Raw genomic sequence first — 12978 nt, forward strand, 5'->3', positions numbered from 1 at the left:
AGAAGTACTCCATTCATAAAGCATTCGAGAACAAACAGCTTCAAAATTTAAGGAGTGATTTATGAGTGAACAAGCATCACAAAATTATAGTTTCCAAGCAGAAGTTGCCCAGCTTTTACATTTAGTGACGCATTCTCTCTATTCTAACCCTGAGATTTTCTTACGTGAACTTATCTCTAATGCATCAGATGCATGTGATAAGTTACGTTTTGAAGGAATTAATCATCCTGAATATTATGAAAATGATCCAGACTTACATGTACGAATCAGTTTAAATAAAGAAGATAAAACGTTAACGATTTCTGATAATGGTATTGGTTTAAGCCAGCAAGAAGCAATTGATAACTTAGGTACAATTGCTAAGTCAGGTACTAAAGATTTCATGTCAAAATTGACTGGTGATCAAAAAGCAGATGCTCAGTTGATTGGTCAATTTGGTGTGGGTTTTTACTCAGGTTTTATTGTTGCCGACAAGATTACGGTTGAATCACGCCGTGCGGGTCTAGAGGCATCTGAAGGGGTGCGCTGGATTAGTGGTGGTACAGGCGAGTTTGAAGTTCAGCAAATTGATAAGGCGTCACGTGGTACTGACATTATTCTTCACTTACGTGATGATGCGCTTGATTATTTAGAATCTTATAAAGTTAAGCAAATCGTTAATAAATACTCTGACCACATTAGTTTGCCAATTGAAATGCAAAAAGAAGTTTGGCAAGAAGAAGAGGTTGCTGAAGGTGAAGAGCCTAAAGGCGGCCAAATGGTCAAAACTGACGAGTGGGAAGCGATTAACTCGGCAAGTGCTTTATGGACACGTAATAAAAGCGAAGTGACTGAAGAGCAATATATTGAGTTCTATAAAAACTTAACTCATGACTTTGAAGCACCACTGGCTTGGGCACATAACCGTGTTGAAGGTAGTACGGAATATACCCAATTACTTTATATTCCAAGTAAAGCACCACATGACATTTTTACACGTGAAGCAAAAGCGGGAATTAAGCTATATGTAAAACGCGTCTTTATTATGGACGATGCGGATAATTTAATTCCAAACTATTTGCGCTTTGTGCAAGGTGTAGTGGACAGCGCTGATTTACCGCTTAATGTTAGCCGTGAGTTGTTGCAAGAAAGCCGTGATGTCAAAACGATTCGTGAAGGTAACGCACGCCGTGTATTAACTGTACTTGATGGTTTGGCTAAATCGGAAGATGAAAAAGACCAAGAAAAATTTAAGACCTTCTACAGTGAGTTTGGTTCAGTACTTAAAGAAGGCTTGGGCGAAGACTTTGGTAACCGTGAACGTATTTTAAAATTATTACGTTATGCGACTTCAACAAATGATGAAGTAACGACTTCTTTTGCTGACTATAAGGCACGTATGAAAGAGGGCCAAAAAGCCATCTATTATGTGACTGCTGACAGTCTAGCAGCAGCGAAAAACTCGCCGCAGCTTGAGTTGTTTAAGAAAAAAGGCATTGAAGTGTTATTAATGGCAGAGCGTGTTGACGAATGGGCAATGAATTTTGTTCAAGAGTTTGACGGTACACCATTAAAGAATGTGTCGAAAGGGGCTGTTGATTTAGGCGATTTGCAAGATGCTGAAGAGAAGAAAGCACTTGAGCAAGCAGCTGAACAGTTTAAGCCTGTTGTTGAGAAACTAAGTGACTCATTAAAGGCTAAAACTAAAGAAGTACGTGTAACTACACGACTAGTTGATTCTCCAGCGTGTTTAGTAACAAGTGAAGGTGAGTTGTCTCCACAACTTATTCGTATGCTTAAACAAGCGGGGCAAGCCGTACCTGAAATTAAGCCAATTTTAGAAATTAACCCTGAGCATCCTTTAGTGAAAAAACTTGAAGGCTCAGAGCAATTTGATGACTTGGCAAATGTGATTTTCGATCAGGCTGTGATTGCTGAAGGTGGTTTACCTGAAGACCCAGCAGCTTACGTGAAACGCATTAATAGCTTATTGTTGAAATAATTTTTTGATATAAAAAAAGCCTCTGAACTGTCAGGGGCTTTTTTGTGGATAAAGAAAGAGTTATCCACAACCTGATGATTTTTGTTTAAAAATTAGCTTCAAGATTCATTTGCACACTGAGTTGGTGTTTCGGATCATCATCAATATGGTTAAAAAAATTAAGATCATTTTGCATAAAAATCCAATCTCTCCATATCGGTTGACGCCATGAAATATAAGGCCCCCAGCTATTTAGTCGAATATCATTTTTAGTATATACGCCACCGCTATAAATACCGTAAGTCAGGCTATTATCTTTCACAAACTCAAATTGTTGAAAAGTCCAATTGCCCCAGTTGTAATCTTCATTTTCGCTCTTGTTCACATTAAATTTATTAGAAAATAATGTGTTATCTTGCATTTTCTGCGTTAAGTTTAGGGTAGTTTCAGAATAATTTCGGCTGGTAGAGCCGTAACGAAAGATCTGTTCTGTATCAATTCTAATGTTATGTCTCAAATTCCATTTCTTCTTTGCTAAAAATTGTACGTAGATATCACTATCTGAATTTGAGCCTAAATCGAGGTCATTTTCAAAAGGCATCCATGTTGAAATGGTGGCCCAGCTCGCACTCAGTGGATTTGTGACTGAAACCTGAGTTGATGAATTCTTCTTCTTTCTTTTACCCAAAGCTTTATACGTTTGTTCAGGTTGAGTCGCACGTTTCCATAACGTATCATTTCCAAATACAGCCATAAGCTCTTGAATTAAATTAGCATCAGATAAGGTATTGTTTGGCTCTACTTCACAAGGAGAGTATGAAAATGATTGCCGTTTTACTTGTGCGAAACTTGTAGAAGAATAGGGATAACGCCGTGACCGTTGGTGTTTTAAAGAGTTATAAAAAAATTGAGAATGGGGAAGTAAAGTCAATACACCCAAACTATAAATACAAATGAAGATAGCCGATCTATTTTGAAATGAAAAAGAAGAAAATTGATTCATTTTTAGAGAGAAGGAATCAAAAATAAAAAAAATAGAACAGTACTTTAGAAGGCTAAGCTTAAAATTTTATTTAAAGGGATTTTATTATTCATCACCTTGGATAAGGTTCCAAGGTGACATTGGCTAGCTTAGAAAAGTGCTTCTAAACGTAAGAAGGTGCTGACAAAATGATTACGGTCTTCGCGGTGGTCATTAAAGTAATTTACATCGCCTTGTACAAAGAACCATTCACGTAAAACGGGTTGGCGCCATGAAACAAAGGGTCCCCAACTGTTTAAACGTAAGTCATTGTCGTTGTAATAACCGCTAGTATAAATACCATAGTTAAAACGGTTGTTTGCAAAGAAACTGTGCTCGCGGAATGTTCGGTTTTCCCAAGCTAGATCGTCATCTTGATCATCGGCATAGGTTAGGCTGAACTGATTGGATAAAATCGGTTGATTCGGTCTAGCATGGGTAAGTTCAAGATTAGTACGTAAGTAGTTTTCGCTGTCTATGCCGTAACGATAAATTTGTTCAGCATAAAACTTAAAATCATTACGAAGTTGCCAATCTCTCGATGCTTTTAAACGAACATAAATATCGTCCCCAGAACGAATACCTAAGTCGGCATCGGTTTCGAAAGGCAGTTTTTTAGAAAAATTTGACCAACGTAAGGCAATTGAGCTGTTGTCATCTCGAGTTCGTTTGCCATCTAATTTTTTATTTGGATCTTGATTCGGATTCTGATTAATATTGGCTGGACTGTTATTAAATTCATCATCTAAAGAATCATCACCAAATACCACGCTTAAACGTTTTTCTAGCGTAGGGAGCTTAATTTTACCGCGAATTCTGGGCTTAATTTCAAAGTTGTCGTATTCATTCCAATAGTTATCAACCATTACCCGAATAGTTGCACTAGCTGGTTTTTGTGGATCAACTTCACCAAACCAATTATCAATTTTTTCAGAAGTACGATCGGCCCAATTACGAATTTTCTTTTGCTTACGATCAACCCAGGTTTGATCTTCGGTTTGTTCGGTAGGCGGAACAATAGGCTCATTAGACTGCTCTGGAAAAATGGTTGGGGTTGCGTCTACCCAACGCGGAATTTGATCTAAGAGATTTTCGTCTGTGGTGACTTCAGTTTGTACTCCAGATGATGTACTTCCTATTTGTTGGTTTGCAGAAGAAGAGGCGGTCTCTGCATGAGCGATGCACACTGAACCAAATCCAATCGTTAAAAGTGCAAAAAGCTGCCGGTACGGCATTACATGAAATGTTTTCATATCTATCTTTATGTTTTGTTGTTGTTTCCACTTTTGTTGATTTTTCTAATAAAATCAAGAGGGAGACACAAAAGTTAAGTAAATTTAACTTTTTTTACATATTTGAAATAAATGAAAAAGTTTAAGCTATTAGCGATTATTTTTAGCCAAAAAAAATCCCCCAGTGAAGGGGGATGATAGATCAAGGAAACTTCAAATTCCGATCATTAAACACATAAAAAACAGAACATTACAGCGCGAATATTCTAAGCGGCAATAATAAACTGATTTTTAGCAATTAGATAGTTCTTTTTTTAGAACGCTCTATTGCTAAAATGATGATAAAACATACGATTTGATCACATTTTAATTGTGTTCATTTATTTCTTTGGAATATCGCAAGTTTCATCGGTACAAGCAGCTGCATCATCTTGCTCGACTTCTTCACTATCTGCTTTGATTTGTGCTTTTTCCAAAACTTGTAAAAAGACTTCACGTGGTTGAGCGCCAGCAAGAGCGATTCTTTGGTCAAATACAAAAAATGGCACGCCAGTTACATTAAGCTGCTCACGTGCAATTTTTTCATCATGACGGACAAAGTCAGATAGTTCGTTGGTATCTAGTACGTATTCAACTTCAGCATTGTCTAAACCAATACGAGATGCAATTTCTTCTACAACTTCACGTTCGCCAATTGCGAGACCTTCGGTCATATAAGCATGGAAAAAAGCTTCTTTAGCTTCATTACCTAAACCTTTGCTTTGCGCAAGGTGAATAATACGGTGTGCATTAAAACTATTGCCTGAGTTGGCTTTTTGCCATTGAAAATCAATACCTTCAGAAGCAGCCATGGCCGCAATATTGCGCTCCATTTCTTCCATCTCTTCATAGGTACGGCCATATTTTTTAGCTAGACGTTCAGTATTTGAAGTGTCATGTTTAGCTGGCGCATCAGGATCTAATTCAAAACTATGCCAGTGAATTTCAAGATCAATACCTGCTTCAGCAGCTACATGCTCAAGGCGTTTTTTACCAATATAACAAAAAGGGCAAACTACATCAGACCAGACATCAACACGCATGGGAGAATCTCATAAATTTTAATTACCCATCATAATAGGGATGATGGATAAGGATTTAAAGCTTTGGGTAGCGAATACAGTGTTGCGTATTGTGAAATAAATGGCATATAAAGAAGAATAAGCTCTATTTTATAACTATAAAGAGCAAAACTATAAGAAGGGAAATAGGAGGTGTGTATGCGCCGAGTTTTGATTGCGATTGCAAGTCTGATTGTTATCACAAGCATTATTTTTTTCACCTATCAACATATCAAACAGCAGCAGGCCAAAGACAGTAGTCAAATGTTTGATGTCGTCATGACTGAAAAAATGAATCAGCTTTATGACCAAGCACAAGACTGGTCTAAACCCGTCCAGCTCGATATTCACGATAAGCGTTTGGCAGGACACTATAAGCAAATTTCAGAATTTCTTTTAAGTTATTGGATTCAAAATATTAATGCACGTAATGCATACTTAAGAGAACTTAAAGCAGCTAAATGGGATACTTTTTTAAATGTGGACCGTTTAGATCTTGATAAAAAACAAAAATTTGCAGAAACCGAAAAGATGCTAGCTGATGTCCGTAAAGCGTCAGATCAGTATCAGACTGAATATGAAAAGATTCATAAAACTTTCTTAGCGAAGGTTCAAGAGTTATCTGTTGATGCAGAGATGAGGCAACTTCTTGAAATGAAATTGGGAACTCAACAAAAAGCAGATCAAGATCATGCAATTTTTATGATTGAGCTACAAATTTTAGATAAAGCAGAAGAAATGTTTAAACTTCTAAAAAATTATGAATGGCAAAAGAAAGATCAGATGATTCTTTTTCATGAAAATGCTCAGGTCAAAAAATTTAACGGGCTTTATCAAGATGTTCTAAAGCTAAATGCAAAAATTGAAAAAATTAAGAAAAAGAATGTAGCTGCACTCGAAGGAGATTTAAAAGAATAAGCAAAGCATGAGCATCAAATATTATGATTTGGTGCTCTCGACTTTTCCTTTGGTTAAAAAAGATTGTAATAAACTTTGAGAAGTTTGCAGTTTGTTTAACTGCTCAGACACATGCATGAGTTCAGTTTGTAGTTTTTCTTGAACCACTGAGCATAGTGTAAATACTCGTTCATCTAAATCAAAACAAGGCAGCAAAACCTGAATATCTTTTAGGTGCATGCCAGCATCATTTAATATTTTAATTTTCTTAATGTTTTCAATATCTTTTTGCGTATAACTTCGATAGTTATTACTTGCTCGAAGAGGCTGTATAAGCCCTAAGCTCTCGTAATAACGCAGCATACGAGGACTTACTTTTGTGAGCTCGGCAACTTTAGCTAAGTTCATAAAATGGGGTTGACCTTAACAGTGGTGTCATAGTTTAGCATGTTTTTATCTTTCAAAATGGTACTTGTTCAATGATCAGAAAACTCATTTTATTGGTGTTATTCGGATTAATGTCATTTGTTGCAAATGCCAGAACACTTGAACTTCAGGAGAAGAACATGCGTCAAATATTTGTACTTCACGGTTACTCTGCTTCTATAGATGATCACTGGTTTCAAGATTTAAAGCATCAAATAGAAGATGAGCATACGACTGTTACCTTAATTCCATTTCCAGATTCTGAGCATCCGGATGTAGATGCTTGGCAGAAGGTTTTAGATCAACAGATCCCTAAGGTGGATGAGGATACCTATTTTGTTGCGCACAGTTTAGGGGTGATTACGTTACTGCACTTTTTGCAAAAACATGATTATCAAAATATTGGAGGAATGATTCTAGTATCTGGATTCTCTGGTCTCATTTCAGATTCTTCTGTTCTTAATATTTATATAACGAAGAGTAAAGTCGATACGGATTACTTTAAGGACACAAAGAAAAAGCTGGTGTATTTATCTGATAATGATGATTTGGTTCCGCCCAAACTGACTATTGAATTGGCAAAAGAAATTGATGCGCCGTACATTACCGTTCCTAATGGCGGGCATTTTTTAGGTCGTGAAGGTTATACGGCATTTCCGCAAGTCGTGAATTCTTTAAAAGAGATGTTAGACAGCAAATAAAACCAATAAGTTAAATCGCACTCTATAATCTGAACACTTTTGTTCAAGTTATAGAGTGTTTATAGGATGCAGTTTAATAAATAGAAGAACCATACTTTTACATTAAAAAATTTAATTATATTTACCGTTTATCTGAGCCTTACTGAATCAAATTCGACTTTGTTGTAGCCTATTTATAGATACTTTTAATTTAATCATCATCTTTTAATTGAAATAGGGTGACTGATTTTTGGAGCAAGTTATGAACTTTCTAAAACAATCAGCCTTCATTGCTGCATTTGCTTTTATGGGTTTACCGACTGTTCAAGCAGAGGAAGTAGCGACTTTACCAACAATTCGCGTTATGGCTGAATCTGAGCTACGTGAAGAGGTAGGATTTGTACCCTTCCAAGAAGATAAAAAAGTGCGTCAGGCGCTGCAACATCGTGAGTATAAAACGCATTACGATATACAAAATGCTTTAGTCCCTGAAGGTATGACGACAGTAGATTATCAGCCAGTCATGGCACAACCTGATTTGTCTCAACTTTCTCCATTCTTACAACAATACATTTTAGCGGTAGCGGGTGGAATACAGTCTTCTGATCCAACCAATGGTATCTTTGAAATGTTAAGACCTTTGAATATTAATCGAAGTAATGTCGATGCTTATCGTGAGGGTACGATGAAAGTTAACCTTAGTGACCTCATAAAATTACAACAGCAAATTCAGGATGGTTTAAAAGGACGTTAAAATAAAAATCCCCGCATTGAGCGGGGATTTTTTTATCTTGGTGTTAATTAAACACGTTCGATCACTGTTGCAATACCTTGACCAAGGCCGATACACATAGTCGCAAGACCGATTTGAGTATCTTGTTGTTCCATTACGTTCAACAACGTAGTGGTGATACGCGCACCAGAACAGCCTAGTGGGTGACCCAAAGCAATCGCACCACCATTTAAGTTAATGATGTCTTGCTTGTCATAAATACCTAAGCCTTTCATTACTGATAAGCCTTGAGCAGCAAATGCTTCGTTTAACTCGATAGTTTGAATATCAGCCATCGTTAAACCAGCACGTTTAAGCGCTTTTTGAGTTGCTGGAACTGGACCGTAACCCATGATTGCTGCGTCACAACCTGCAACCGCCATAGAGCGAATTACAGCGCGTGGTTTTAAACCTAACGCTTGTGCGCGTTCAGCAGACATAAGTAACATTGCAGAAGCACCATCAGATAAAGCTGAAGATGTAGCCGCAGTTACAGTACCGCCTTTCGGGTCAAATACAGGACGTAATGCTTTGAACGCTTCAAGGTTTGCATCTGGACGAATTACTTCGTCGATGTCGCAAAGGATTTTAAAGCCATTTGCATCGTGGCCTTCAACACCAACGATTTCGTTTTTGAAACGACCTTCTTGAGTTGCAGCCCAAGCACGGCGGTGAGATTCAACACCAAAAGCGTCTTGCTCTTCACGGCTAATGCCATTCATGCGACCTAACATTTCAGCAGTTAAGCCCATCATGTTAGATGCTTTTGCATAGTGTTTAGATGCTTCTGGGTTTAAGTCGATGCCGTGCATCATACCTACGTGGCCCATGTGTTCTACACCACCAATAATGAAAATATCACCTTGGTTTGTTGCGATCTGTGCAGCAGCAGTATGAAGCGCTTGCATAGAAGAACCGCAAAGACGGTTTACCGTTTGACCAGCAACAGTTTTTGGTAAGTCAGCCAATAAGCCAATGTTACGGCCAATATTCATACCTTGTTCTAGAGTCTGGTTTACACAGCCCCAGATCAGGTCTTCAACTTCGTTTACATCAAACTGGTTACGAGCAACGAGTGCACGAACCAATTCAGCAGATAAGCTGTCAGCACGTACATTACGGAACATACCGTTTTTGGTTTTACCCATTGCAGAACGTACGCCATCAACGATGACAACGTCACGTGGATTTAAAGTAGCCATTCACGTTGCTCCTTAACCGTAGAATTTTTTGTTGTTAGCAGCCATGTCGCGCAACATTTGTGGCGCTTCATAAGCCTTACCTAAGTGTGCATATTTGTCGCAAAGTGCAACGTATTCAGCAACACCAGTCTGGTCGATATAACGACATGGACCACCACGGAATGGAGGGAAACCTACACCCATAATCATTGCCATGTCTGCTTCAGCAGCAGTTGCAACGATGTTGTCTTCTAAGCAACGAACTGTTTCGTTACAGAAAGCAAGCATCATACGGTCAATGATTTCTTGGTTATCAAACTCGCGTTTTTCACCAGTGACGAAAGGAGCAATGATTTCATACGCTGTTGGATCAACAGTTTTTGCTTTCTTGCCTTTCTTATCGAGTTCGTATTTGTAGAAACCAACGTCATTCTTTTGACCAAGACGTTTAGCTTCGTACATTGCTTGGATTGAACCTTTGTAGTCTGGCTTCATACGGTCTGGGAAACCTTCAGCCATGACTTCTGCACCATGTACACCCGTGTCGATACCTACAACGTCGATAAGGTAAGCAGGACCCATTGGCCAGCCAAACTTAGACATTACATTGTCAACTTGCTGGAAGTCTGCGCCGTCTTTTACAAGAAGGTCAAACGCACCAAAGTAAGGGAACAATACACGGTTAACCAAGAACCCTGGGCAGTCGTTTACAACGATCGGTGTTTTACCCATTTTTTGAGCAAGAACAACAGTAGTTGCAATCGCTTCTTCAGAAGTCTTTTCACCACGAATAACTTCTACAAGCGGCATCATATGAACTGGGTTGAAGAAGTGCATACCAACGAAGTTTTCAGGACGTTGTAATGCTTTTGCTAAACGCGTGATTGAAATCGTAGAAGTATTAGAAGCAATAATCGTATTTTCACGAACATTCTTCTCAGTATCCGCAAGTACCATTTCTTTTACTTTTGGATTTTCTGTAACTGCTTCGATCACGATGTCAACTTCTTTAAACTCATCGTAGCTTAAAGTAGGACGGATACGTGCAAGCGTTTCACCCATTTGCGCAGGTTTCATTTTCTTACGTTCAACTTGTTTAGTTAACAAGCTGTTCGCTTCTTTCATACCTAAAGCAAGTTGTGGATTACCAATATCTTTCATGATAATTGGTGTACCTTTGCTTGCCGCTTGGTAAGCAATACCTCCACCCATGATACCAGCGCCAAGTACCGCCGCTTGATTTACAGGGTGTGCACCTTTTTCATATTTTTTAGCAGTTTTCTTAACAACTTGGTCATTGAGGAATAAACCAATCAATGCACCAGCTTGTGGCGTAATCGCAGCTTTTGCAAAGCCTTCAGCTTCAGCTTTTAATGCTTCGTCACGCGCAAGACTTGCACCCGCTTGTAATGAATCAAGTAATAATTTTGGAGCAGGGTATTGAGCAGGGTTTGCTTTAGCAAGCACTGCACCTTTCGCAGTATTGAACGCCATCATTTGTTCAAGTGGGTTCAATTTTACAGCTTCAAGCTTTTCTTGACGTTTTGCTTTCCAGTTTAAACGACCAGAAATTGCTTGCTTAACTAAGTCAGTTGCAGCTTCAAGTAATTTATCAGCAGCTACAACCGCATCTACCGCACCATCTTTTAGGGCAGCAGCTGGTTTTTTAGGAGCAGCCATCGCCATCCATTCAACCGCGTTGTCGATACCAATCAGACGGCTTAAACGTACGCTACCGCCGAAACCTGGGTAAATACCAAGTTTAATTTCCGGTAAGCCCACTTGTGCAGCTTCTGACATCACACGATAGTCACAAACCAAACACATTTCAAAACCGCCACCTAACGCCATACCGTTAATAGCAACAACTTTTGGAATTTCTAAATCTTCAAAGCTATTGAAGATTTCGTGAACAGGCATAAGCCAGTCAACAATTGCTTTTTCGCCTTGTGCGAAGTTTTCACCAAATTCGGTAATGTCTGCCCCAACAATAAATGTCGATTTGCCCGAGGTAACAACTAAGCCTTTAATATCATTATTTGCTTTTACCGCAGCAATAGCAGCTTGGAAATCTTCAATTGTTGCACGGTTAAATTTATTGACCGACTCACCTTGTAAGTCAAAGCGGAATTCTGCAATTCCGTCCGAAAGCATTTGGACGGTAATGGCATTGCCAGCGTGGATCATGCCTGATCTCCTTAGTTTTGGAGGACTTCTAAGTTGATGTTATGAAGCGTGTGCACATCTTAGGTACACATTTATGCTTCGCTAATCTTACGATAACTATATCTAAAAAAAACCTGACAAGTTGTATCAAGCCGTGACGCAAGGGTCATCTTATTTATTATTCAATTCATCTATATGAAATGCATAGAAGAAATCATAAAGATAGCTAATAACGAAAGACATTTGTTTTAATTTAACTTTTTCTTGATAAAGCATAGGAATTATCAATTTTTTATATAAAAACGAATAAGTTTTAAAAGTTAATTTTTTGTCAAAAATGTCAATTGTTAGTGGGATCATCTGTAAATAACAGTAATAATAGTAATAAATTTTAACTTCCTTAAATTTATGGAAAAATACACTATATTTAAAATTTTTATTACACCAGCGCTGTCTATTATTTGACTTAATTTTTTTACATTCGCTTTTTCTAAGTCAATTTTGTTAAAATTTGCACCAATTAAATAAACTTCCGGTTTCTCTCTCCTTAAATATAAGGTGAAGTTGCCCCTAATCTTTTGAAAGAGTAGCAATATGATTAAGTGGATCATATTAGCGATTTTTGTGATATCAGCATTGTATATCCAACATCGCGGCAAAGTGCGTCACTCGTTTTATCGTCAATTTTTTGACCATTCAACCTTGCTCGCACCGATTAACTTTTTAATGTACATCTTTTCAAAGGTGCCGAATCAACCTTATATCGATACACAGCATTTTAAAGATTTAAAAGTGCTGGATGAAAATTGGGAAATGATTCGAGATGAAGCGAAAGCTTTATATGACCAAGGTGGGATTAAAGCTTCAAGTACCTATAACGATTTAGGTTTTAACTCATTCTTTAAAACAGGTTGGAAGCGTTTTTACCTCAAATGGTATGAATCGAGTCATCCATCTGCTGCTGAGCTTTGCCCAAAAACTACAGCACTTCTTAAAACATTGCCGACAATTAAAGCAGCAATGTTTACCGAGCTTGCACCTGACAGCCGTTTGGTAAGACACCGTGATCCGTATGCAGGTTCTTTGCGTTATCACTTAGGTCTAATTACACCAAATGATGACCGTTGTTTTATTGATGTCGATGGCGAAAGATATTCTTGGCGTGATGGTCAAAGTGTCGTGTTTGATGAAACTTATATTCACTATGCTGAAAATAAGACTGATCAAAACCGTATTATTTTCTTTGCAGACGTTGAACGTCCAATGAAAGTAAAATGGATGGAGCGTTTCAACCATTGGTTTGGTCGTAAAGTGATGACTGCGGCAAGTTCACCGAATGAAACAGGCGACCAAACAGGTGGCTTAAATAAAGCTTTTGCTTATCTTTATCAAATTCGTATTAAAGCTAAAGCCTTAAAAGCATCGAACCGTAAGTTGTATTATTTCTTGAAATGGTTCTTGATGCTTGGGATTTTCTTTTTGATTTTTGTTCGACCATATGTATTTTAATAAAAAACGCCCCAAAGGGCGTTTTTTACTTTAA

The 12978-nt window shown here is 38.0% G+C and carries 12 protein-coding genes; 5 read left to right on the top strand and 7 right to left on the bottom strand.

Annotation, left to right across the window (positions count from 1 at the left end; genetic code table 11):
* The first annotated feature begins 61 nt into the window (after positions 1-61).
* Complete coding sequence (gene htpG, locus HMPREF0013_RS17090) at positions 62-1981, top strand: molecular chaperone HtpG (protein WP_005079391.1); 1920 nt, start codon at positions 62-64, stop codon at positions 1979-1981.
* A gap of 85 nt (positions 1982-2066) precedes the next feature.
* Here htpG and HMPREF0013_RS17095 read toward each other — a convergent pair whose 3' ends face one another.
* The 3 genes from HMPREF0013_RS17095 to HMPREF0013_RS17105 all read right to left on the bottom strand — a co-directional run bounded on the left by HMPREF0013_RS17095 (position 2067) and on the right by HMPREF0013_RS17105 (position 5295).
* A complete protein-coding gene (locus tag HMPREF0013_RS17095) occupies positions 2067-2963 on the bottom strand; it encodes a hypothetical protein (RefSeq protein ID WP_005804128.1) in 897 nt (298 codons plus the stop codon).
* Positions 2964-3091: 128 nt separating this feature from the next.
* A complete protein-coding gene (locus HMPREF0013_RS17100) occupies positions 3092-4234 on the bottom strand; it encodes a hypothetical protein (RefSeq protein WP_005804130.1) in 1143 nt (380 codons plus the stop codon).
* Positions 4235-4593: 359 nt separating this feature from the next.
* Entirely contained in the window at positions 4594-5295 is a 702-nt protein-coding gene (locus HMPREF0013_RS17105) for a DsbA family oxidoreductase (protein WP_002114847.1), read from the bottom strand.
* Between the two features lie 177 nt (positions 5296-5472).
* Between HMPREF0013_RS17105 and HMPREF0013_RS17110 the strand changes: the two genes are divergently transcribed.
* Positions 5473-6231, top strand: coding sequence for a hypothetical protein (locus HMPREF0013_RS17110; RefSeq protein WP_002114707.1), 759 nt, complete (start codon positions 5473-5475; stop codon positions 6229-6231).
* Between the two features lie 21 nt (positions 6232-6252).
* Here the strand turns inward: HMPREF0013_RS17110 and HMPREF0013_RS17115 are convergent, their stop codons facing one another.
* Complete coding sequence (locus HMPREF0013_RS17115; RefSeq protein ID WP_002114700.1) at positions 6253-6618, bottom strand: MerR family transcriptional regulator; 366 nt, start codon at positions 6616-6618, stop codon at positions 6253-6255.
* Positions 6619-6689: 71 nt separating this feature from the next.
* Here HMPREF0013_RS17115 and HMPREF0013_RS17120 point away from each other — a divergent pair, with 71 nt between their 5' ends.
* On the top strand, positions 6690-7337 hold the full coding sequence (locus HMPREF0013_RS17120) for an RBBP9/YdeN family alpha/beta hydrolase (protein WP_002115049.1): 648 nt from the start codon (positions 6690-6692) through the stop codon (positions 7335-7337).
* Positions 7338-7578: 241 nt separating this feature from the next.
* On the top strand, positions 7579-8070 hold the full coding sequence (locus tag HMPREF0013_RS17125; protein ID WP_017398714.1) for a hypothetical protein: 492 nt from the start codon (positions 7579-7581) through the stop codon (positions 8068-8070).
* A gap of 47 nt (positions 8071-8117) precedes the next feature.
* Here HMPREF0013_RS17125 and fadA read toward each other — a convergent pair whose 3' ends face one another.
* From fadA to HMPREF0013_RS24660, 3 genes are all read right to left on the bottom strand, one after another.
* A complete protein-coding gene (fadA, locus tag HMPREF0013_RS17130) occupies positions 8118-9290 on the bottom strand; it encodes an acetyl-CoA C-acyltransferase FadA (protein ID WP_005065826.1) in 1173 nt (390 codons plus the stop codon).
* 12 nt (positions 9291-9302) lie between these two features.
* Positions 9303-11456 carry a fatty acid oxidation complex subunit alpha FadB gene (gene fadB, locus HMPREF0013_RS17135; RefSeq protein WP_002114932.1) on the bottom strand — a complete coding sequence of 718 codons (2154 nt, stop codon included), beginning with the start codon at positions 11454-11456 and terminating at the stop codon, positions 9303-9305.
* Between the two features lie 150 nt (positions 11457-11606).
* On the bottom strand, positions 11607-11723 hold the full coding sequence (locus HMPREF0013_RS24660; protein WP_078210141.1) for a hypothetical protein: 117 nt from the start codon (positions 11721-11723) through the stop codon (positions 11607-11609).
* A gap of 306 nt (positions 11724-12029) precedes the next feature.
* Between HMPREF0013_RS24660 and lpxO the strand changes: the two genes are divergently transcribed.
* The gene (lpxO, locus tag HMPREF0013_RS17145; protein WP_002114943.1) at positions 12030-12944 is read left to right on the top strand and encodes a lipid A hydroxylase LpxO; all 915 of its coding nucleotides are present in this window, start codon (positions 12030-12032) and stop codon (positions 12942-12944) included.
* Positions 12945-12978 lie beyond the last annotated feature (34 nt).

The organism is Acinetobacter sp. SH024 (assembly GCF_000163635.1).
Classification (GTDB): Bacteria; Pseudomonadota; Gammaproteobacteria; order Pseudomonadales; family Moraxellaceae; genus Acinetobacter; species Acinetobacter pittii.

Bases quoted from the DNA above. Each gene is read 5' to 3' on its own strand.
- fadB (WP_002114932.1), bottom strand. From the start codon at position 11,456: ATGATCCACGCTGGCAATGCCATTACCGTCCAAATGCTTTCGGACGGA.
- HMPREF0013_RS17105 (WP_002114847.1), bottom strand. From the start codon at position 5,295: ATGCGTGTTGATGTCTGGTCTGATGTAGTTTGCCCTTTTTGTTATATT.
- HMPREF0013_RS17110 (WP_002114707.1), top strand. From the start codon at position 5,473: ATGCGCCGAGTTTTGATTGCGATTGCAAGTCTGATTGTTATCACAAGC.
- HMPREF0013_RS17125 (WP_017398714.1), top strand. From the start codon at position 7,579: ATGAACTTTCTAAAACAATCAGCCTTCATTGCTGCATTTGCTTTTATG.
- HMPREF0013_RS17100 (WP_005804130.1), bottom strand. From the start codon at position 4,234: ATGAAAACATTTCATGTAATGCCGTACCGGCAGCTTTTTGCACTTTTA.
- HMPREF0013_RS17120 (WP_002115049.1), top strand. From the start codon at position 6,690: ATGATCAGAAAACTCATTTTATTGGTGTTATTCGGATTAATGTCATTT.
- htpG (WP_005079391.1), top strand. From the start codon at position 62: ATGAGTGAACAAGCATCACAAAATTATAGTTTCCAAGCAGAAGTTGCC.
- fadA (WP_005065826.1), bottom strand. From the start codon at position 9,290: ATGGCTACTTTAAATCCACGTGACGTTGTCATCGTTGATGGCGTACGT.
- HMPREF0013_RS17115 (WP_002114700.1), bottom strand. From the start codon at position 6,618: ATGAACTTAGCTAAAGTTGCCGAGCTCACAAAAGTAAGTCCTCGTATG.
- HMPREF0013_RS17095 (WP_005804128.1), bottom strand. From the start codon at position 2,963: ATGAATCAATTTTCTTCTTTTTCATTTCAAAATAGATCGGCTATCTTC.
- lpxO (WP_002114943.1), top strand. From the start codon at position 12,030: ATGATTAAGTGGATCATATTAGCGATTTTTGTGATATCAGCATTGTAT.